The 21154-nt window shown below is 68.7% G+C and carries 20 protein-coding genes and 1 tRNA gene; 13 read left to right on the top strand and 8 right to left on the bottom strand.

Translation table 11 applies throughout. The features are described 5' to 3' along the window. Window positions 1-25: 25 nt before the first annotated feature. From MOX01_RS13950 to MOX01_RS13935, 4 genes are all read right to left on the bottom strand, one after another. Window positions 26-1198, bottom strand: coding sequence for an ABC transporter substrate-binding protein (locus MOX01_RS13950; protein ID WP_046748894.1), 1173 nt, complete (start codon window positions 1196-1198; stop codon window positions 26-28). 73 nt (window positions 1199-1271) lie between these two features. After that, complete coding sequence (locus tag MOX01_RS13945) at window positions 1272-1661, bottom strand: nuclear transport factor 2 family protein (RefSeq protein WP_058632455.1); 390 nt, start codon at window positions 1659-1661, stop codon at window positions 1272-1274. A 24-nt stretch (window positions 1662-1685) separates the two neighbouring features. Further along, window positions 1686-2474 (bottom strand): MoaF C-terminal domain-containing protein, encoded by a 789-nt coding sequence (locus MOX01_RS13940; RefSeq protein WP_141370179.1) that lies wholly within the window; start codon window positions 2472-2474, stop codon window positions 1686-1688. A 220-nt stretch (window positions 2475-2694) separates the two neighbouring features. Beyond that, on the bottom strand, window positions 2695-3651 hold the full coding sequence (locus MOX01_RS13935) for an AraC-like ligand-binding domain-containing protein (RefSeq protein ID WP_141370177.1): 957 nt from the start codon (window positions 3649-3651) through the stop codon (window positions 2695-2697). A 115-nt stretch (window positions 3652-3766) separates the two neighbouring features. Here MOX01_RS13935 and MOX01_RS13930 point away from each other — a divergent pair, with 115 nt between their 5' ends. Then, window positions 3767-4888, top strand: a complete 1122-nt coding sequence (locus MOX01_RS13930; protein WP_141370175.1) for a DUF998 domain-containing protein — start codon at window positions 3767-3769, stop codon at window positions 4886-4888. Between the two features lie 42 nt (window positions 4889-4930). Here MOX01_RS13930 and MOX01_RS13925 read toward each other — a convergent pair whose 3' ends face one another. Continuing rightward, window positions 4931-5857, bottom strand: a complete 927-nt coding sequence (locus MOX01_RS13925) for a spermidine synthase (RefSeq protein WP_141370174.1) — start codon at window positions 5855-5857, stop codon at window positions 4931-4933. 107 nt (window positions 5858-5964) lie between these two features. On the opposite strand from MOX01_RS13925, the gene MOX01_RS13920 reads away from it, so the two are divergent. From MOX01_RS13920 to MOX01_RS13895, 6 genes are all read left to right on the top strand, one after another. Then, a complete protein-coding gene (locus MOX01_RS13920; RefSeq protein WP_127011935.1) occupies window positions 5965-7788 on the top strand; it encodes an ABC-F family ATP-binding cassette domain-containing protein in 1824 nt (607 codons plus the stop codon). A 40-nt stretch (window positions 7789-7828) separates the two neighbouring features. Then, window positions 7829-9595 carry a Na+/H+ antiporter gene (locus tag MOX01_RS13915; RefSeq protein WP_061017218.1) on the top strand — a complete coding sequence of 589 codons (1767 nt, stop codon included), beginning with the start codon at window positions 7829-7831 and terminating at the stop codon, window positions 9593-9595. A 49-nt stretch (window positions 9596-9644) separates the two neighbouring features. Beyond that, a complete protein-coding gene (locus tag MOX01_RS13910; RefSeq protein WP_141370172.1) occupies window positions 9645-10610 on the top strand; it encodes a quinone oxidoreductase family protein in 966 nt (321 codons plus the stop codon). Window positions 10611-10706: 96 nt separating this feature from the next. Beyond that, complete coding sequence (locus MOX01_RS13905) at window positions 10707-11618, top strand: MetQ/NlpA family ABC transporter substrate-binding protein (RefSeq protein ID WP_046748902.1); 912 nt, start codon at window positions 10707-10709, stop codon at window positions 11616-11618. A 95-nt stretch (window positions 11619-11713) separates the two neighbouring features. After that, window positions 11714-12757 carry a methionine ABC transporter ATP-binding protein gene (locus MOX01_RS13900; RefSeq protein WP_127011937.1) on the top strand — a complete coding sequence of 348 codons (1044 nt, stop codon included), beginning with the start codon at window positions 11714-11716 and terminating at the stop codon, window positions 12755-12757. Further along, window positions 12757-13416, top strand: a complete 660-nt coding sequence (locus tag MOX01_RS13895) for a methionine ABC transporter permease (protein ID WP_046748904.1) — start codon at window positions 12757-12759, stop codon at window positions 13414-13416. The genes MOX01_RS13900 and MOX01_RS13895 overlap by 1 nt, the downstream gene beginning before the upstream one ends. Window positions 13417-13423: 7 nt before the next feature. Here MOX01_RS13895 and MOX01_RS13890 read toward each other — a convergent pair whose 3' ends face one another. From MOX01_RS13890 to MOX01_RS13880, 3 genes are read right to left on the bottom strand one after another with little or no spacing between them, the layout of a single operon-like run. After that, entirely contained in the window at window positions 13424-14350 is a 927-nt protein-coding gene (locus tag MOX01_RS13890; RefSeq protein WP_211368770.1) for a pseudouridine synthase, read from the bottom strand. Window positions 14351-14369: 19 nt separating this feature from the next. Beyond that, window positions 14370-14864: a MarR family winged helix-turn-helix transcriptional regulator gene (locus MOX01_RS13885; protein WP_029260528.1), complete on the bottom strand. Its 495-nt coding sequence runs from the start codon at window positions 14862-14864 to the stop codon at window positions 14370-14372. A gap of 30 nt (window positions 14865-14894) precedes the next feature. Further along, window positions 14895-15368 carry a GNAT family N-acetyltransferase gene (locus MOX01_RS13880; protein WP_058632447.1) on the bottom strand — a complete coding sequence of 158 codons (474 nt, stop codon included), beginning with the start codon at window positions 15366-15368 and terminating at the stop codon, window positions 14895-14897. A gap of 112 nt (window positions 15369-15480) precedes the next feature. On the opposite strand from MOX01_RS13880, the gene MOX01_RS13875 reads away from it, so the two are divergent. The 6 genes from MOX01_RS13875 to MOX01_RS13850 all read left to right on the top strand — a co-directional run bounded on the left by MOX01_RS13875 (window position 15481) and on the right by MOX01_RS13850 (window position 21051). Next, window positions 15481-15552: transfer RNA gene (locus tag MOX01_RS13875), tRNA-Gln, on the top strand. Window position 15553: 1 nt separating this feature from the next. After that, window positions 15554-16984 (top strand): bifunctional UDP-N-acetylglucosamine diphosphorylase/glucosamine-1-phosphate N-acetyltransferase GlmU, encoded by a 1431-nt coding sequence (gene glmU, locus MOX01_RS13870; protein ID WP_046748907.1) that lies wholly within the window; start codon window positions 15554-15556, stop codon window positions 16982-16984. A gap of 6 nt (window positions 16985-16990) precedes the next feature. Further along, a complete protein-coding gene (locus MOX01_RS13865) occupies window positions 16991-18025 on the top strand; it encodes a ribose-phosphate diphosphokinase (RefSeq protein WP_046748908.1) in 1035 nt (344 codons plus the stop codon). A gap of 87 nt (window positions 18026-18112) precedes the next feature. Then, the gene (locus MOX01_RS13860) at window positions 18113-18586 is read left to right on the top strand and encodes an FMN-binding protein (protein ID WP_046748909.1); all 474 of its coding nucleotides are present in this window, start codon (window positions 18113-18115) and stop codon (window positions 18584-18586) included. Window positions 18587-18601: 15 nt separating this feature from the next. Continuing rightward, on the top strand, window positions 18602-19480 hold the full coding sequence (locus MOX01_RS13855) for an FAD:protein FMN transferase (protein WP_061017224.1): 879 nt from the start codon (window positions 18602-18604) through the stop codon (window positions 19478-19480). Next, window positions 19477-21051, top strand: a complete 1575-nt coding sequence (locus MOX01_RS13850; RefSeq protein WP_061017227.1) for a flavodoxin reductase — start codon at window positions 19477-19479, stop codon at window positions 21049-21051. The genes MOX01_RS13855 and MOX01_RS13850 overlap by 4 nt, the downstream gene beginning before the upstream one ends. Window positions 21052-21154 lie beyond the last annotated feature (103 nt).

Here is a 21154-nt window from a genome sequence, read left to right as displayed (position 1 = left end):
GCCCGGCGGCAGGCGGTCTGGTGGACTACTCGCCGATGCGGAGCCAGTCGTCGGCGACCTGCTCCCAGGCGTGGGTGCCGGACTTGAGGATGATCGGCCAGCCCGCGGTGTTCTGCGTGCCGAACGCGTAGGGCGTGCCGACCATCGGGTTCTCGATCGGCTCCATGTTCTTCAGCGCCTCGGAGACGCTCTCACGGGTGATGTCGCCGTCGATGCCCTTGAGCACCTCGATGAAGTAGGTCGCCGCGAGGTAGCCGCCCTGACTGAACGACGTCAGCGGGATGTCGTTGTCCTCCATCAGGGTGCGCCAGTCGGCGTTGATCTCGCTGTCGTCCGTGAACGGGTAGAACTCGGCGGGAACGTAGATGCCGGCTCCCGCATCGTCCACGGCCTCGGCGAAGTTCTCGCTGTAGACGCTCGTCAGGTACAGCCAGGTGACGTCGTCCCAGCCCTGGGCGTTCGCGGCCTTGACCTGACCGATCGCGTCCGGCTCGACGGGGTTGATCGCGAGGGCCTTGCAGCCGGCCTCGCGCGCCTTGACGATGTACGGGGTGTAGTCGGATGCGCCGTACGGAACGGTGTCGTCGACGTACTTCGGCTCCTTGCCGGTGATCTCCGACCACTTGTCGATGGCGGCCTGGTAGGTCGGCCGGGTGGAGCCGGCGATCTCCAGCAGGATGCAGATGTCGTCGAGCCCGAGCACCTCGGATCCGTACTGCAGCGTGAGGGTCATGTCGTTGAACGGGCCGACGTTCGCCGGCGAGATGTTCTCGCTGTCGAAGCAGCCGGTGTCGACGCCGATTCCCGGCATCGACAGGATGCTCTCCTGCTCGTAGTACTTGGCGTTGATCTCGCACTCGATCAGGCTCGCGGAGCCGACCAGCGCGACGGCGCCGTCGCTGCCGACCAGTTCCCTGGCCGAGGCGGTCGCCGTGGCGGGGTCGCCCTTGTCATCGAGGGTCTTGTAGTCGATCTTGCGGCCGTCCAGTCCTCCGGCGTCGTTGAAGGCGTCGAAGACCGCGGCCGCCGCCTGGGAGGCCTCGGGGAAGGTGGCCGGCCCGCTGATGGTGTTGATGGACCCGACCACGATCGGGGCTCCGTCGCCCCCACCGGATCCGCCGTCTCCTCCGGCGCAGCCGGCCAGGGCGAGGGCTGCCACGGCGATGAGTGCCGCGGCGCCTGATGCGCGCTTGTTCATGTGGTTCCTGCCTCTCGTGTTCGGATCGTGCTGTGCGTGCCGTTCGTGTCGTGCAGTGATGGGGTGGCGTCGCTCAGTCGCGCAGCGCGCGGGACACGAGCTCGGTGTCGGTGAACTGCTCGAAGGCCACGACCTTGCCGTCCGCCAGGCGCCACACATGGGCCACCCGTGCGGCGAAGAAGCGGCCGGTGCGCCGATAGGTGCCGGAGTAGGTGCCGATGCCCACGACCGCATCGCCGGCGTCGAGGACCTCGTCGATGGCCACGGTGTAGTCGTCCCAGTCCTCCTGGATGCGCTGGAACACGTTGGCGGCCACCGCGTCGGGGCCGATGTAGGTTCCCGCGTAGGGGAAGCCGGCGGCCTCGGTCCACTGCACATCGGGTGCGAACGGCGCGAGCATCCCGTCGAGGTCGCCGCGGTCGCTCGCCGCGTAGTGTTCGCGGATGATGTCGGCATTGCCCATGGTGTCTCCTGTTCTCGCTGTCGATCAGACGGGCTGCGCGTCGGGATAGGCGACCGAGCCGAGCGGGTAGATGTGCCCGCCGGCCCTGGAGTGCTCGGAGTCGCCATCGCCGTTCAGCCCGAGGAAGATCCCGGTCGTCATCAGCTGGTAGCCGAGGTCGTGCAGCCACACGCTCGCGACGGCGATGCGGAACTCGCGGAAGCAGAACAGGTACAGGCCGTCGGCGAACTTCCAGACGGTCGACAGGTCCATGTCGCCGTGACCGCGCTGCACGCCCTCGAGGCACTGCCACGCGTACCGCTGGCTCGACACGTACACGTGCTCGTACAGGTGGTACGGGCTGTAACGGTAGATGTTGCGCTTGCCGATCAGGTCGCGGCTGGGGCCGGGGACCTCGCCGGTGGCCGGTCCCGCATCCGTCGTGGCCGCCCAGAAGTCCTGTCCGACCTGCGGAGTGCCCTCGACGGCCTCGGCGGCGATGCGGGAGCGGATGACGGTCGCCCGATGCGTGGAGGAGGAGACCACGACCGTCAGTGCCTCGCGCTCCCGGCTCTCGAACGGGATGTTGATGAACACGACGTCCTCGCGCACACGGACGGCGTCATACGGGTCCGTGCCGCCGAACCCGAAGCCCTCCCAGGTGACGGTCTCCTCGTCGAAGCGCAGCGAGAGCGTGCCGCCGTCGTCGAGGGTCAGCGTCAAGGAGGTTCCGGCGAGCAGCGTGCTCGGCAGGCGGAAGGTGTCGATCCCGGCGGCGAACTCATCGTAGGTTCGCCATTCATCCAGTGCCGGGTCGGTCGTGATGTCGGTCATGCGGGTCCAGACGTCGCACACGGCAGGGCCTCTTCGCCCCGGGCACCGCGTCGTCGCGATGCGCTTGCCTCATGCTCGGTCCGACGCCCTCAGGGGCTCAAGGTCGCGAGGCCCATCGCGCGCCGAGAGTCAACCGGCGTGCCGTCCAGGGCAAGCGGTCATGACGGCGATTCCGCGCGCATCGATCACCGGTCCCGCACGGTGAGTCCTCGGGTCGCGCTCAGTGTGCGGCGCGGTACTCGCTGGGGGAGATCCCGAATGCCGACTTGAATGCGCGACTGAAGTGCGCCGCGTCGACGAAGCCCCAGCGGGCGGCGATCGCGGCCACGGGTCGGTCGGCGAGCATCGGGTCGAGCAGATCGCGGCGGCACTGTTCGAGACGGCGCGTGCGGATCCACGTCGACACGGTCACACCCTGCTCCTGGAACAGGCCGTGCAGGTGACGGCTCGAGATGAAGTGTGCCGAGGCGATCGATGCGGGACCGAGGTCGGTCGACGCGAGGTTCCGGTCGATGTGGGAGCGGATGCGCTGCACGAGCGCGCGATGCGGATCCGCCGAGACACCGTCGAGCCCGAGCTCGCGGGTGAAGACCGTGGAGACTAGGTCGAGGGCGCTGTGCGCGAGGCGTGCCCCGGTGGCACCGGCGAGCTGGTCGAGGTTCCCGGCGAGTTGGGTGAGGTACGGCACGACCATGCCGCCCAGACCCTCCTGCCCGGAGATGCGCACGGCGGTGAGCTGGCCGACCACGTCGGGGGGAAGGCTCAGGAGGTGCTTCGGGAACATGACGACCATCGTGCGGAACCCCTCGTCGAAGACGAGCGAGTACGGCCGATCGGTGTCGTACACCGCGAGATCCCCGGCCTGGAGCACGGCCTCCCGATCGTCCTGGATCAACAGGCCGGTGCCGGCGAGCATCAGGCTGAGCTTGAAGTAGGACCGGTCGCTCCTGGCGATCAGCTCCGGGGTGCGCTCGACGATGTGCGATGTGGCGCGCACTTCGGTCACGTGGACCTCGTCGACGGACGCACCACGGATGACGCCGCGGAAGTGGTCGGGCCCTGCCGTGGAGACCTGCAGCGGGACGAAGGACTCGGAGACGGCGGCTCTGAAATCACTGATGTTGCGCGCGACGAGAGTCGATACCGATTCGGCGGGGGCAGCGGGTGCACCGTTCATGACTGATCACCTCGGGTGGTGGAACGACGACGTTGTATACGATCCGTTCCGTGATGGTACCACCGGCCGCGCCGGATCTGCGCTCCTTCTATGATGTGGACCGGGAAGGACGAGGATGAACGCGCTGGCGAGCAGAGTCGTGCAGGTGCTGAGACAGGTGCGCGGCCCGGAGACGTCCGCCGCGGTCTTCGAGGCGACGGCACTCATCGTCGGTGCCGGCTTCTTCGTCGCGGGGTTCGCGATCGGCCTGCCGGTGTTCTGGGGTCACGACCTGGCGATCAGCGGCAGCGGGTCGATCGGCGTCTTCGCCGCATGCGGCGGAGCCATCACCGCGGTGATCGCGTTCACGCTCGGCCGGCTCGCGGTGCGACCGGAACGGCCCGACCCGCAGGCGGTCCGCGACGGCTTCAGCGTGCCGGGTGATCGGCTGCGCTGGTACGACCTCACCGCCATCGCGTTCGCCCACGCGGCGATCGCCTGCCTCGGCTGGCTCGGCATCGCCGAACTCCTCGAGCGGAGCTTCACGGACGCCCCGGTGTTCCCGCTCCCCGGAGCGATCCTGGTGGCCGTGGCCTTCGCCCTGACCGGATACGTCTGCTTCCTCAGCGCGGTCGCTCTCAACCCCATGGTGCTCTCGCTGGTGCTCGCCGTGTTCCTCGTGGTCGGAGCGTTCGCCAGCATGCTCGCCTCGAGCGATGTGCACTGGTGGCGTGACAACCTCTCCGCGCTCGGGATGAGCACCAACAGCGCGTCCGTCGCCTTCAACGTGACGCTGGTCATCGCCGGGATCATGGTCACGACCATCTCCCGGTACGCCACAGCCGGCCTGCCGGCCGAGACCCCTGAGGAGCGTCGCGGCCGGTTCATGGTGCGCGGCGGGCTCATCCTGATGGGGATCTTCCTCGCGTGCGTCGGGCTCTTCCCCGTCGACGAGTTCTTCCTCCTGCACAACACGGTCGCGACGGGCATGACGGTCGTCTTCGGGATCATCGTCGTCGGGCTGCCGTGGTTCCTGCCGACCATCCCGCGCGTGTTCGTGGCGTTCGGCTGGATCTACGTTCTGGTGATCATCCTGCTCGCCGCCTTCTTCGCGGTCGGCTACTACAACCTCACCGCGGTCGAGCTGATCGCCGCGGTGCTGATCTTCAGCTGGATCATCGTCTTCCTGCGCACGGCCGGGTCGGTCTCAGCGCCCACTCCCGATGCGCGGGCCGACCGGTCCCCGGTCGACGCCTAGTCCCGGATCGGCTCGACGCCTCGTCCCGGATCGGGTCGACTCCTAGTCCCAGATCGGGTCGTCGGGGTCGGGGGAGTCCGTGCCGTCCGCGTCGGTCATGATGCGGGCTCCGTCGATCCACGCGGTCAGGGACGCGTCGTGCAGCATGTGCGGTCGCGGTGCGCCGAGGAGGTCGGGGTCCATCACGACGCTCAGCGGCTCATCGCTCGCGAACACGACGACGTTGCCGAGAGGCCCCTCGTCATCTTCCGGCTCGGCGTCCAGGACGACGGCGACATTCTGGAACACCGACCGCAGCGTCGCCGCCTGTCGCCGCGAATACTCGAACGGGTGCCCGTCGAGGAGGTTCACCGCCACGACGGCGCCTGCTGCGGAGCGGGCGGCGACCCGACGGTAGAACTCCTGGCTGGCCACACGGTGTCGGATGACCGCGGCGTCCCACAGGTCGACGACGGTGAAGCGTGCATCCACCCAATCGGTGGCGACGGCGCTGCCACCGGACGTGACGACGCCGAGCGCGGGAGAGGAGGATGGCGGCCCCGCGGGCTTTCCTCCATCCGGGAGCTCCGCGTCTGCGACCGCCCGCGCGTCCCCGAAGACGACGCGCAGATCAGCGCCGGGCGGGAGGGGCAGCGCGGCGATCACCGCGGTATACAGCGCGGGTTCGAACTCGACCACGAGCTGCGGGGATCCGGGGCGCGTGGCCTCGACATAGCGTGCCAGCGTGAGCGCTCCGGCTCCCAGGTGCACGGTGAACAGCGGTGCACCGGGCTCAGCCGCGGCATCGATCGCTCTCGCGATGTGCTGCGTGTACGCGTACTCGAGTGTGGTCGGGTCGGTCATCGAGACCACCGACTGCGCGATCCCGTCGACACTGAGCTCGTAGTGCCCTGGGCGCCTTCTCGACTCCATCAGCTTCGCCCTGCGGTTGTCGAGCATGAGCGAGAACACCCGGCGATTCCTTGGCACCCGTCGATTTTAGATCGGGCGGAGCCGAACGACGATCCGGCCACCTGCCGCGGTCCGACGGCGGCGGTCGTCCTGGCGTCACCGGGCGCGGCTACCCTGGAGGGAACATGGCACATCTTCTCGGGGCTGAAGCCCTCCACCTCGAATATCCGACAAGGGTCGTCTTCGACTCCGTGACCCTCGGCATCGAGGAGGGCGATCGCATCGGCATCGTCGGCCGCAACGGAGACGGAAAGTCGAGCCTCCTCGGCATGCTGGCCGGCATCAAGGAGCCGAACTCCGGACGCGTCACGGTGCGTGGCGGAACGCGCATCGGGGTGCTCGATCAGGCCGACAATCTTCCGGACGACCTCACGATCAGCGCCGCGGTCGTCGGCGACACCCCGGAGTACGAGTGGGCGGGCGACGCGCGGGTGCGGGATGTCATCGAGGGGCTGCTCACCGATCTGCCGTGGGACGCCGAGATCGGCTCTCTCAGCGGTGGACAGCGTCGCCGGGTATCGCTCGCCAGGCTCCTGACCGGTGACTGGGATGTCATCGCGCTGGACGAGCCGACCAACCACCTCGACGTCGAGGCGATCACGTGGCTCGCCGGGCACCTCAAGAGGCGCTGGTCGTCGAACTCGGGCGCCCTCATGGTCGTGACCCACGACCGGTGGTTCCTCGACGAGGTCTGCACCGAGACCTGGGAGGTGCACGACCGCATCGTCGAGCCCTTCGAGGGCGGCTACGCGGCCTACATCCTGCAGCGTGTCGAACGCGACCGCATGGCGGCCGCCACCGAGGCAAAGCGCCAGAACCTCGCCAAGAAGGAGCTCGCCTGGCTCCGTCGTGGCGCCCCGGCCCGCACCGCGAAGCCGAAGTTCCGCATCGATGCGGCCAACGAGCTCATCGCCGACGTTCCCGAGATCCGCGACAAGGTGTCGCTGCAGTCGCTCGCGGTCTCACGCCTCGGCAAGGACGTGGTCGATCTGCTCGACGTCGGGGTGACCTACCCGACGGCCGACGGCGGCGAGAAGGTCGTGCTGCGCGACATCGAATGGCGCATCGCACCGGGTGAGCGCACCGGCATCCTCGGCGTGAACGGCGCGGGGAAGTCGACCCTGCTCGGCCTCATCTCCGGCACCGTCGAACCCACCGTCGGTCGGGTCAAGCGCGGCACGACCGTGAAGGTGCAGACCCTCACGCAGCGGCTCGACGAGCTCACCCAGCACTGGAACGACCCGGTGCGCGTGATCATCTCCGGCCTGCGCACCTCCTACACGATGGGCGCGGGCTCGAAGGCGCAGGACCTCACGCCGGGGCAGCTCCTCGAGCGCCTCGGGTTCGACTCCGCTCAGCTCTCCACCCCGGTCAAGGACCTCTCCGGTGGACAGCAGCGCCGTCTGCAACTGCTCCTCGTGCTCCTCGACCAGCCGAACGTGCTGATCCTCGACGAGCCGACCAACGACCTCGACACCGACATGCTCGCCGCGATCGAGGATCTCCTCGACTCGTGGTCCGGCACCCTCCTCGTCGTCAGCCACGACCGGTACTTCCTGGAGCGCGTCACCGATCAGCAGTATGCGATCCTGGACGGCCATCTGCGCCACCTCCCCGGCGGGGTCGACGAGTACCTCCGCCTGCGCGAACTGCAGTCGTCCGCGGGCTCGAAGCAGACCGCGACGGCGGCAGCGACGGCAACCTCAGCGGCGGCGACGAAGGGCCTGGACGGAGCGGCGCTGCGCGCGGCGCAGAAGGAGATCTCCGCGCTCGAGCGCCGCATCCAGAAGCTCACCCAGCAGGTGAACGCCGCCAAGACCGCGCTGGCCGATCACGACCAGTCCGACTATGCGGGGCTGGGCGATCGCATGAAGAAGATCAGCGAGCAGCAGGCCGAGATCGAAGAGCTCGAGCTGCGCTGGTTCGAACTCACCGAGGAGATCGGCTGACGGAGGAATATCCTTCTCTCACCGCTGTTGGGAGGTAGGGATGGAAGGCCTCGAAGTAACAGTCCTGCTCGGACTCACGATTCTCGTCGGAACCCTGATCGCCCCGCGCGTGCGTCTCGCGCTGCCCCTCGTCCTCGTCATCTTCGGACTGCTGCTGGGCTTCGTGCCGCAGCTTCGCGAAGTGCAGCTGCCCCCGGAGACGGTGCTGCTGCTGTTCCTCCCGGTGATGCTCTTCTGGGAGAGCCTCACCACGTCCCTGCGGTCGATCCGCCGCGACTTCCGCTACATCCTGCCCATGAGCACGGTGCTGGTGGTCGCCTCGGCGTTCGCGGTCGCTGGCATCGGTGTGCTGTTCGGGATGCCGTGGGAGATCGCCCTCATCCTGGGCGCTGCGGTCGCCCCACCGGATGCCACCGCCGTCGCGGCCCTCGGGCGTCTGCTGCCGCGCCGCATGTTCATGAAGTTGAAGGCCGAGAGCCTGACCAATGACGGCACGGCCCTGGTGCTGTACGCGATCGCGGTGTCGCTCGCGCTCGGCGGCCAGATCACCCCGCTGTCGGTGACGCTCGACGTGCTGATCTCCTACGTCGGTGGAATCGCCGCCGGCGTGGTCATCGCGGCTCTCGGCTACCTCCTGCTGCGGCGCACCTCGTCGACGATCGTGATCAACGTCACGCTGCTGCTGATCCCGTTCACCGCATTCCTCGCCGCCGAGATGGTGCACGCCTCCGGAGTGCTGGCGGTCGTGGTGGCGGGGCTCATCGTCGCTTACGTCTCTCCGCGGGTGACCACCGCCTCGTCGCGACGCCAGGCGGATGCGGCGTGGCCGTTCGGTGTCTTCCTGCTCAACGGCGCCCTGTTCGTGCTGATCGGTCTCGAGGTGCAGTACGTCGCGCACGAGATCTCGGCCGCCGCGATCGGGCGCCTGGTGCTCATCACTCTCGCAGTCTGGGCGACGCTGCTGGTGGTGCGCTATGTGTTCCAGCTGCTGAACGTGGTGTTCCAGCGGCAGAGCGGTCCGCGTCCGGCGCCCGGCGCGAGAGCACGGGCCAGGGCCGTCTCCACCGTCGCCGGCATGCGCGGTGCCGTCTCCCTCGCCATCGCTCTCTCCGTCCCGACGAGCATCACCCAGGGCGGCGCGATCAACGGTCGCGACGAGATCGTGTTCGTGACGGCGGGTGTCATCCTGCTGAGTCTGCTCGTGCAGGGTCCGCTGCTGCCCGCCATCGTGCGATGGGCGCGGTTCCCCGTCGACCACGCCGAGGACGAGGAGTACGAGCTCGCAGAGCGGGCGATCTCCGGTGCCGCCCTCGCCGCCCTCGACGACCTGGCCGCCGAGCACGGTGTGGGCCAGGAGGTCCTGGATCGCGTGCGATCGGAGGGGTATCAGATGCTCGAGTTCGCCAACGCCCGGTCGCTGGCCCGCGAGCAGGCCCTCGTCGACGCGGAGGCCGACGTGCTGGACGAGATGCTCGGCGAGCCCGACCCGCTCAGCGCGGGAACCGCCGACGTCGGTGGCGACCCGGCGCCCGGAGGCGGCGTCTCGCAGGTCGTGGAGGGAGAGGCCACGGACGGCACCGTACTGCAGATCATCGCGACCTCCGCCGACGTCGATCTGGCACAGCGTTCGCCCTTGGTCCGACACGAGGAGCACACGCGCCTGAAGCTCGCCCTGCTCGACCGCAAGCGCGAGGTCCTGCTCGGACTGCGCGGCGCCGGCACCATCGACGACATCGTGGTGCGTCGCATCTCCGCCCGCCTCGACCTCGAGCAGGTGCGCCTGCAGGGGATCGAGGACTACGACTGAGCGTCCGGGCGGCCGAGAGCCGGACCCACCGATGAGAACGAGGAGTCCCATGCCCACGACGATGAAAGCCCTCATCCTCGATCGATTCGGTGACGAGACGGAACTGCATGAACACTCGGTTCCGGTCCCCACGGTCGGGGACAGCGACGTGCTCATCCGCATCCATGTCGCAGGGCTAGGGTCGTGGGACCGAGAGGAGCGCGAGGGTCACTATGAAGGCGCATTCGGCGTGCCGTCGACCTTCCCCTACATCCTCGGGTGGGAAGGGTCGGGGACCGTCGAGGCGGTCGGGGCCGAGGTGACGCGCTTCGCCCCGGGCGACCGGGTGTACGCCGCCTCGACCCCCGTCCCGAGAGGCGGGTTCTACGCCGAGTACGCCGTGGTCGACCAGGAACACGTCGCTCCGGTGCCCGCCCGTCTGACCGACGAGCAGGCAGGAGTGCTGGCCTGGGACGCGCTCACGGCCACGAGCGGACTCGACACCATCGATGCGAGTCCCGGTGATGCCGTGATGATCTTCGGCGCGAGCGGAGGGATCGGCCATCTCGCGGTGCAGCTCGCCAAGCATCGAGGGCTTCGTGTCCTCGCCGTGGCCTCGGGACAGGACGGAGTCGCGCTCGCGAGCAGACTCGGAGCCGACGCGGTCGTCGACGGTCGGAGTGACGACGTGCCGGCGGCCATCGCGCGCTTCGCACCGGACGGGCTCGACGGGGCGCTGGTCACGGCGGGAGGAACGGCGGCCGAGGAGGCACTGAGCGCAGTCGCACCCACCGGCCGCATCGCGTGGGCGCACGGCGTGAACCCGCCGCCGTCAGCGCAGCTCGTCGATCGGGTGTCCTTCTACGACGGCGATCGCAGCCGCGCCGCACTGCAGCGTCTCAACGAGGTCATCGAGTCGAGTCACATCTCACCGCATGTGTCCCGCGTCTTCGACGCCGATGAGATCGCGACGGCGCACCGGGCGCTCGGAGAGCACTACGTGGGCAAGCTGGCCCTGAGGGTGCCGCGGCCCTGACCACGCCTCGCTGTGACGCCGTGTGACACTCGATTCCGCGTGCGCCGCGCGGCCTGCCTAACGTATTCGAGTCCCCCAAGAGAGGAACTCCTTCACATGTCACGCCGCACCACTTCCATCCTGGCCGCGCTCGCCGCGGTCCCGCTCTTCGTCGCGCTCGCCGGGTGCGCCACGGGGTCGTCCGATGCCGGATCCGGCAGCGAGGGGTCCTCCGAGAACGAGGTCGTCAAGATCGGCGTCGTCGGCAAGGGCGACGAGCAGTGGCCGGCCTTCGTCGACGCCGCCGCCGAAGAGGGGATCACGGTCGAGCTGGTCGACTTCGGCTCCTACGAGCAGCCGAACCCCGCGCTCACCGAGGGGGAGATCGACCTCAATCAGTTCCAGCACATCGTGTACCTCGCCGAGTACAACAACGCCTCGGGTTCCGACCTCACCCCGATCGGCTCGACCGCGATCTACCCGCTCGGTCTGTACTCGAAGAAGTACGACGACGTCGACAGCATCCCCGAGGGCGAGACCGTCGCCGTCCCCGATGACGCCTCCAACCAGGCGCGTGCGCTGAACGTGCTGCAGCAGGCCGGCCTCGTCGAGCTCAAGAGCGGCGGCACGCCGTACTCCGACCTCGCCGACATCGACACCGACAAGTCCAAGGTCGAGGTCAAGGCGCTCGAGGCCGCGCTCATCCCGACCTCGCTGCCCGACGTCGCCGCTGCGATCATCAACAACGACTTCGTGCAGGACGCCGGCCTCACGTTCGAAGACGCGATCGCCCAGGACGACCCCGAAGATCCCAGCGCGCTGCCGTACGTGAACATCTTCGCCGCTCGTGCGGAGGACGCCGACAACGAGACCTACCTCAAGCTCGTCGAGATCTTCCAGACGAACGAGGCCGTCCAGAAGGGTCTTCTCGAGTCGTCGGGCGGCACCGCCGTGGCGCTGCAGACGCCGGTGGATGACCTGGTCGCCTCGCTCGCGAAGGTCCAGAAGGACGCCGACGCGAAGAAGTAGGACGCGGGAGATCCACCCCGTCCGATGAGGGAGAATCGGGTGGCGCGAAAACGCGTCACCCGATTCTTCGTTCCCGAAGCAGACCGGAGCACCACATGCCGATCGTCACCCTGACGAACGTGTCCAAGACGTACCCGCCCCGCACCCGTGACGGCGCGGAGGTCGTGGCCGTCGACGACGTCTCCCTCTCGATCGAGAAGGGCGACGTCTTCGGGATCATCGGCTATTCCGGGGCGGGCAAGTCGACCCTCGTGCGCCTGATCAATGCACTGGAGCCGGCCACCAGCGGCACCATCACGGTAGACGGCGTGGACATCACGGCGCTGAAGGAGAGCGAGCTGCGCAAGGTCCGCGGCGGGATCGGCATGATCTTCCAGCAGTTCAACCTGTTCTCCTCGCGGAGCGTCAGGTCCAACATCGCGTATCCGCTCAAGCTCGCCGGCTGGTCGAAGGCCGATATCGAGACACGTGTGGCGGAACTGCTCTCGTTCGTCGGTCTCTCCGACAAGGCGAAGGCCTATCCCGAACAGCTCTCCGGCGGCCAGAAGCAGCGCGTAGGCATCGCCCGTGCCCTCGCCACCGGGCCCGCGATCCTCCTCGCCGACGAGGCCACCAGCGCCCTCGACCCGCAGACCACCCACGAGGTGCTCGATCTGCTGAAGCGCGTCAATCGCGAGCAGGGTGTCACGATCGTCGTCATCACGCACGAGATGGATGTGATCCAGACCATCGCGACCAAGGTGGCGGTGATGGAGAACGGTCGCGTGATCGAGCACGGCGATGTCTTCGACGTCTTCTCCGCGCCGCAGAACCCGGCGTCGCAGCGTTTCGTCGGAACGGTCGTCAAGGGCGTGCCGTCACCCGCAGAGCTGGCGGTGCTCCGCGAGCGCCATCAGGGCCGCCTGGTCACGTTCTCGTTCCGCGACGGCGACTCCTCGCAGGCGCAGGTCTTCCTCGATCTCGCCGGTGCCGGCCTCGACTTCGAGCTCGTCTACGGCGGCATCAACGACATCCGCGGACGGGCCTTCGGGCACCTGACACTCGCGATCCGCGGTGACGCCGCGGCGATCGATCGCGCCCTCGCGAGCATCGCCCGACGTGTCGAAGTGACCGAGATCGCCGGAGAGGAGGCACGCTGATGGAACGCCTGAACGAACTGTGGCCGGAATTCTGGGCGGCTGCCCTCGAGACGCTCTACATGACGTCCTTCGCGCTCGTGCTGGGTGGCGTGCTCGGTCTCGCTATCGGCATCATCCTGTACGTGACGCGGCCGGGCGGCCTCGCGCAGAACAAGCCGGTCTCGCTGTTCGCGAACCTCGTGGTGAACTTCTTCCGCCCCATCCCGTTCATCATCTTCCTCGTGGTCGCGCAGCCGCTGGCCCGTGCCGTGGTCGGTGTGGGCATCGGCACGACGGCGGGTGCCTTCATCATCGGTCTCGCCGCGGCCTTCGCGATCGGACGGATCGTCGAACAGCATCTGATCTCGGTCTCGCCCGGCGTGATCGAGGCGGCGCGTGCGATGGGTGCGGGGCCCTGGCGCATCCTGTTCACGGTGGCGATCCCGGAGTCGCTCGGACCGCTCATCCTGGGCTACACGTTCATCGTGGTCGCGCTCATCGACATGACGGCGATGGCAGGACTCGTCGGTGGCGGTGGCCTCGGCGCATTCGCCCAGATCTATGGTTTCCGGCAGTTCGAGCCGCTCGTGATGTGGGCGGCGATCGTCCTCATCGTCGTGTTCGTGCATCTCGTGCAGATGCTCGGAACCCGCCTGGCCCGAAAGGTCATGCGCCGCTGACGCGAGCCTACGGATTCTCACCACGAGGCGCGTGCTGCAGCGCCCGCCTCGTGGTGAAGACCCGCTCCGCGCCGCTCAGCGGATCGACGAAGCGCAGCTCGCGAGCGAGCAGCTGCAGCGGGCGGTCGAAGTCGTCCGGCACATCGTCGAGCAGCTCGGGGTAGAACCGGTCGTTGAGGATGCCCATGCCGAGGGCGGCGAGGTGCACGCGCAGCTGATGCATCTTCCCGCTGTGCGGGCGGAGCAGGGTGTGCACCACACGGTCATCGGCGCCGATCAGTTCGATCAGCGTCTCGGCGTTCGGCTCCCTGGTGTCGTCGACCTGCACCCGCACCTGGGCACGCGGCTTCTCGATGTGGTTGCGGTAGACGAGCGGGAACGAGGGGAGTTCGCCGTGCGCGGGCAGCGCGGACACCGCCTCGTAGACCTTCAGCACCTGCCGGTTCTCGAACATCAGCTGGTAGGCGCCGCGGGTGGCGGGTCGCGTCGAGAACATCAGCAGTCCGGCGGTCGCGCGGTCCAGACGGTGGATGGGCGCCAGGTCCGGGTTGTCGAGGAGGTTGCGCAGCCGCACCAGTGCCGAGTTCTGCAGGAACTTGCCGCCGGGAGTCGTTGGCAGGAAGTGCGGCTTGTCCACGACGACGAGATGCTCGTCCTGGTGCAGGATCTCGATCTCGAACGGGATCCGCGTCTCGATGGCGGGCTCGCGGTAGTACCAGATGAACTCGACACTCCCGAGCGGGGCATCGCGGGGGACTGCAGAGCCGTCGGCGCGAACGATGTCGCCGCGATCGAACCGCTCGAGCAGCCGCTCGGGATCGAGGTGGAAGAACCTCTCGATCATGTAGGCAGCGACCGTGGGCCACGAGCCGGTGAGGGGCACGTGCAGCCGTGTGGCTCCCACGCCGTCGCGCACGGGCAGGGGAGAGGGCATGCCCATCAGTTGCGGCCGGTCACGAGTCGAAGCTCAGGCTCAGCTTGCGCAGCAGCCCCGCGAGGCGGTCGCGGTCGGAGCGGGAGAGCGCCTGCAGCAGATCGGCCTCCACATCCACCAGACGCGTGATGGCGGCGTCCACGCGGATGCGCCCGTCATCGGTGAGCGTCACCAGCACGCTGCGACCGTCGCCGGGGTCGGCCTCGCGTCGCACGAACCGACGCCCGACCAGGCGATCGATCCGGTTGGTCATGGTGCCGCTCGAGACCAGGGTCTGCTGGAGCAGTTGCTTGGGGGAGAGTTGGAACGGCGCCCCCGCTCTCCGCAGCGCGGAGAGCACGTCCCACTCCCAGTGCTCCAGATCGCTCCGTCGGAACACATCGCGGCGGGCGCGATCGAGGTGCCGCGACAACCGGTCCATCCGCGACAGGACCTCGAGCGGGGAGAAGTCGAGGTCGGGACGCTGGGTGTTCCACGCGCCGACGATCCGGTCGACCTCATCCACCTCGCTCATCCGCCCATTATCGCGCGCGCGGCGACGAGATCAGGACGCGGTCGGGAGCGTGACCGTCATGAACGTGCTGTACGGATCGAGCGCGTAGCCGCCGAACGGGCCGCACTCGCGGAATCCCGCCGCGGCGTACAGCGCACGTGCCGGGATGAAGAAGTCCGCGCTCCCGGTCTCGAGCGAGAGGCGGCTGATGCCCCTGGACTCGGCGTCCGCCAGGAGGAACGCGAGCATGGCGCGGCCGAGGCCCTGTCCGCGCAGGGCGGGGTCCGTGCGCATCGACTTGATCTCCTCGTGTCCCTCCTCGACCGTCGCCAGGGCACCGGTGGCCACGGGGGCATCGTCGAGGTGCGCGGCGAAGAGCCGCACTCCCGGAGCCAGCAACCGCTCGAACACCAGGGCGTGGCGGCTCTCCGCAGGAGCGGTGTGCTCCAACTCCGCATGGTGGGCGACCAGGAACTCGGCCAGGGCGGGGCTCGCGGCCTGCACCCGTTCGATCACGATGCTCATGTCGTCAGCATTGCAGATCGGTATTTCACGCGGATGACGGGCCGCGGTGTCAGCGGAACCGGGGCCGGAGCATGGCAGACTTGTCCCCGCGGTGCCTTCATGGGCGGCGCGGTCCGCCGTGGTGTAATGGCAGCACGACAGCCTTTGGAGCTGTGAGGTCTAGGTTCGAGTCCTGGCGGCGGAGCATGACTGGGAACAATCTCGCGATCATCGTCCTCGCCGCAGGGCAGGGCACTCGCATGAAGTCGCGTCTGCCGAAGGTGCTGCACCCGATCAGCGGACGTCCACTCGTCGGGCACGTGCTCACCACAGCGCAGCGGTTGCAGGCGACGCACGTCGAGGTCGTCGTGCGGCATGAGCGGGACCAGGTGGTGGCCGCCCTCGCCGCCGATTATCCCGACGCGGTCTTCGTCGACCAGGACGACATCCCCGGAACGGGTCGTGCGGTGCAGGTGGCCGTCGATGCGCTGCCCGCCGACTTCGAGGGCGACGTGCTCGTACTCTCCGGCGACTGCCCCCTCGCCGATGCCGACACCCTCTCGGCCTTCCTCGCTGAGCACCGGGCGTCCGGGGCGCCTGCCACACTCATGACCGCGCTGGTGGAGGATCCCACCGGCTACGGTCGCGTGGTGCGCGATGCCGATGGCGGGGTCGACCGCATCGTGGAGCAGAAGGATGCGAGCCCGGAAGAGGCGGCCGTCCGTGAGATCAACGCCGGCATGTACGTGTTCCGCGCCGCGACGCTGCGTACCTACCTGCCGCAGCTGAGCCTCGACAACGCTCAGCGCGAGATGTACCTGACCGACGTGCCTGGACTGCTCCGCCGCGATGGCGACCGCGTCGCGGCGTCGGTCGTGTCGGACGTCACGGTCACCTACGGCGTGAACGACCGCACGCAGCTCGCGCTCGTCGGGCGCCTGCTCAACCAGCGGATCGTGCGCCGGTGGCAGCTCGAGGGCGTCACCGTGATCGACCCCGCCACCACGTGGATCGACGACGACGCGACACTCTCGCCCGACGTCACGATCCTCCCGAACACGCAGATCCTGCGGGCAACGGCCATCGCCTCCGGAGCCGTCATCGGCCCCGATACGACGCTCGTGGACTGCGAGGTCGGTGAGGATGCGGTCGTCCGCCGCACGGATGCGACGCTGGCCGTCATCGGCGCCGAGGCGACGGTCGGTCCGTTCTCCTTCCTCCGCCCCGGCACTGTGCTGGGCGCCAAGGGCAAGATCGGCGCGTACGTCGAGACCAAGAACGCCGAGATCGGCGAGGGCAGCAAGGTGCCGCACCTGTCGTACGTGGGCGATGCGACGATCGGTCGCGGAGTGAACCTCGGTGCGAGCACGATCACCGCCAACTACGACGACGTGAACAAGCACCGCACCGAGATCGGCGACGAGGTGCACACCGGGTCGCACACGGTGCTCGTCGCGCCCGTTAGGCTGGGAGCCGGTGCGAAGACCGGTGCAGGCGCCGTCGTCCGCAAGGACGTCCCCGCCGGCGCTCTGGCCATGAGCGTCGCCCCCCAGCGCAACATCGAGGGCTGGGTCGAGAAGAACAGAGCAGGGACGGGCGCGGCGGATGCTGCGTCCCGGGAGAATTCGGCGGAATAGGCGGACATGGCGCGCAAGAAGAAGACGGTCGATCTGGATCGCGACAATGGCGTGGCCCCCGGGATCATCGCCAAGACCAAGAAGCGGCTCGTCGTCGCCGGCGGTCGTTCGCACCCTGCCCTCACGGCGGCGGTCGCCGAGGCGCTGGGCACCGAGATCGCCCCGGTCGAGCACCGCACGTTCGCGTCGGGTGAGATCTACGCGCGCTTCGAGGTCTCCATCCGTGGAGTGGATCTCTTCCTGATCCAGACGTTCGGCGAGCCGGTCAACGAGTGGCTCATGGAGACTCTCATCATGATCGACGCGGCCAAGCGCGCGTCGGCGAAGCGCATCACCGTCGTCGCGCCGTACTATCCGTATTCGCGTCAGGACAAGAAGGGTCGCGGTCGCGAGCCGATCAGCGCCCGTCTCGTGGCCGACCTGCTGAAGACCGCCGGCGCCGACCGCGTCATGAGCGTCGACCTGCACGCAGCCCAGATCCAGGGCTTCTTCGACGGTCCCGTCGACCACCTGTTCGCCAAGCCCGTGCTGCTCGACTACTTCGAGCGCACCCTCTCGCCGGAGGACCGCGAGATCCTCACGGTGGTATCGCCCGACATGGGCCGCGTGCGCGTGGCCGACACGTGGTCGGACAGCCTCGGCGCTCCGCTCGCGATCATCCACAAGCGTCGCGACCCGAAGGTCGCCAACCAGGTCTCCGTGCACGAGATCGTCGGTGCCGTCGAGGGTCGCACCTGCCTCCTCGTCGACGACATGATCGACACCGGTGGCACGATCGTCAAGGCTGCGCAGGCTCTCAAGGCGAACGGGGCGCACCGCGTGATCGTCGCCGCGACCCACGCGATCTTCAGCGACCCGGCGTCGGATCGACTGCAGGACTCGTCCATCGACGAGGTCGTCATCACCGACACGATCCCGCTCACCGAGTCGCGCCAGTGGGACAAGCTCACCATCCTCCCGATCGCCCCGCTCCTGGCCCGCGCGATCCATGAGGTGTTCGAGGACGGCTCCGTCACCAGCATGTTCGGCGGAGACGCGTAACACGTTACGTCAGCCCGTTCATAGGCGCGATGCCTAGCGTGAGGGGTCGACGACCACGTCGACCGACACCGAGCCGGGAGGACCACCATGATCCGCACGACCGTACCGACCTCTGTCCGCAAGGGATCCGCACTCCTCGGGATCGCAGGTCTCTTCGTCCTCGCCGGATGCTCCGGCGCTGCCGATGCCGAGGGCTCTTCCGGAGCCGACAGCACTCCCGATACGGGTGCCTCCGCATCGTCTTCGGGAGGTGACGCCACGGCGACCTACACCGACGGCACCTACACGGCCGAGGGCTCGTACCAGACCCCCGAGACGGTGGAGAAGATCTCCGTCACGCTGACGCTCGCCGACGGCGTCGTCACCGATGTCGAGGTCACGGGTGATCCGCAGGCGCCCGAGAGCAAGCGCTACCAGGGCGAGTTCATCGACGGCATCGCCGCCGAGGTCGACGGCAAGCCGATCGACGAGCTGAACGTCACCCGTGTCGCGGGCTCGTCGCTCACCAGCGGCGGATTCAACGACGCCGTCGAGTCGATCAAGGAGCAGGCTGCCGCGTAGGCGCCTGAAAGCCGCATGGCCACCTGGAGCTTCGAGGCCATCGGAACGCACTGGGAGATCGAGACGACCGACCCGCTCCCGGCTGCCGCGAAGGCGGCGGTGACGGCGGAGATCGAGCGCTTCGACCGCGAATGGTCCCGGTTCCGTGCAGACTCCGAGGTCGTGCGCCTCGGGAGACTCGGTGGCGTTCTCGCCTCCGCCGACGCCGCCCCCATGCTCGACGCGTATCGCGAGCTCTCCGCGGCGACCGCCGGTGCGGTGAACCCCCTCGTCGCCGCGAGCCTGGATGCGCTCGGCTATGACGCGGCCTACACGCTGATCGCCGGGCAGCCGCTCCCGGCGCCGGAAGAGTGGGATCGGCATCTCTCATGGGATGGTGGCGAGGTCAGGGCTTCGGCTCCGGCTCTGCTCGACGTCGGCGCCCTCGGGAAGGGTCGCCTCGTCGATCTCGTGTCCACGGTGCTGGAGCGTGTGCCCGGCGATCTCGTGATCGATGCCGGTGGCGACATCCGGGTGCGCGGGGCCGGTGTGCGCATCGCCCTCGAGCACCCCTATGACGCGACGAAGGCGATCGGCGTCATCGAGGTGAAGGACCAGGCCCTGTGCGCCTCGGCCATCAACCGTCGGGCGTGGGGGAGCGGGCTCCACCACGTCCTGGATGCGCGCACCGGCACCCCGGTGCGCACCTGGGCGGCGACCTGGGCCGTGGCGCCCCACGCTATGAGGGCCGACGCTGTGGCGACCGCCCTCTTCTTCGACGGCGGCCCTGAGATCGCTGCGGCCTGGGGAACCGAGTGGGTGCGGATGAGCACCGACGGACGGGTGCAGCGTTCCCCCGGATTTCCGGCCGAACTGTTCCTCACCGTCCAGAACCAGGGAAGAGTGGAATCGTGATCACCTCATTCACCGCTGCGCGTCAGCGGGTCCTCGCCGTGCTGGGCTCGCTGTCGATGTACCGTCTGGTCCTGTTCGCGCTGATCGCCCTCGCCGTCATCGCCTTCGTGCTCTCGCTGTTCGGCGTCATCGTCTCGCCGACCCCGCTCGAGCTCGTGGCGTCCTTCCTCGTGCTCGCGCTCGTCATCTCGGTCGTCGACGCTGTCGCGCAGCGCATCCTGCGGCTGCCCTGGCGCATCGAATCCTCGGTCGTGACCGCCCTCATCCTGTTGTTCGTGCTCCGCCCCGGCGTGGAGCCGAGCGCACTCGTCGGCCTCGCGATCGCCGGTGCCGTCGCGAGCGTGTCGAAGTATCTGATCGCCTGGCGGGGCCGGCACATCTTCAACCCGGCCGCGTTCGGCGCCGCCGTCGTCTCGATCCTCGGGGCGTTCGGGGCCTTCGAGTGGTTGGGCACCTCGTCGGCGTGGTGGGTGGGCACGCCCGTGCTCACGATCCCGGTCGCGGTGCTCGGTCTCCTGGTGCTGTGGCGCACCGAGAAGATCCGCGTCGTGCTGGTGTTCCTGATCGTCGCGGTCGCCACCTCCGTGGTGCGGCAGGCAGTCCAGGCCGTGGAGTTCGATGTCGCCTTCGACGTCGTGACAGCCCTGCAGTTCGCCGTGCTGCAGTCGCCGTTCCTCTTCCTCGGGGCCTTCATGCTCTCGGAGCCGCTCACTCTTCCGCCGCGGCGTCGGCAGCAGCTCGTGGTGGCCGTCGTCGTCGGTCTGCTCGCGGGGTGGCCCCTCTCCGTGGCCGGCCTGTTCACCCTCGGACAGGAGCGCGCGCTGCTCATCGGCAACCTGGTCGCGTTCGCCTTCGCACTGCGCGGGTCGGTGCGGCTCGTGCTCGAACGACGTGAGTTCGTCACCCCGACCGCGCAGGAGCTGACCTTCCGCGCCAAGGGCCGTGTGCGTTTCCTCCCTGGTCAGTATCTCGAGCTCGACGTGCCGCACCACCGCCCCGACGCGCGCGGCACCCGCCGGGAGTTCAGCATCGTGTCGGCGCCGGCCGACCTGCCCACGCTGCGCATCGCCTACAAGAACGGCGACCAGAAGCACCCCTCCAGCTACAAGCGGGCTCTCGCGGCCGCCGAGCCGGGGGCGACCTTCGCCGTGACCGGGACCTGGGGCGACTTCATCCTCCCTCGCGGTGACCAGCCCGTGCTCATGGTCGCGGCAGGTATCGGCGTGACGCCGTTCGTGTCGCAGCTGCGGCAGCTGCAGGCGACCGGGCAACAGCGCGACGTGGTGCTCGTGTACGTGGCATCCGAGGCCTCGGAGCTCGCCTTCCGCGAAGAGCTCGCGGCGACGGGCGTGCGCACCGTCGTGTTCACCCGCGACGAGCCGGCCGCCCTGCCCTCGCACTGGTCCTGGGCTCAGGGGGCGCGTCTGGACGCCGATACCCTCGAGCGTGCCGTTCCCGACCTGCCCGCGCGCCACGCGTTCATCTCGGGACCACCCCGCCTGATCGCCGATCTCGCGCCCGCACTGCAGAAGGCCCGCAGCCTCACCACGGACGCCTTCGCCGGCTACTGATCCCGCCGGCGCAGGAAGTCCTCTCTCGCGCGGCTCAGCATCGTGGCGGGCTCAGTGTCGTGGCGGGCTCAGTGTCGTGGCGGGCTCAGTATGGTGGTGGGCG

The sequence above is a fragment of the Microbacterium oxydans genome (genome assembly GCF_006540085.1).
GTDB classification, from domain to species: Bacteria; Actinomycetota; Actinomycetes; order Actinomycetales; family Microbacteriaceae; genus Microbacterium; species Microbacterium oxydans.
Note: the sequence above shows the minus strand (reverse complement) of the source record. Positions and strands in the feature narration are given on the sequence as shown.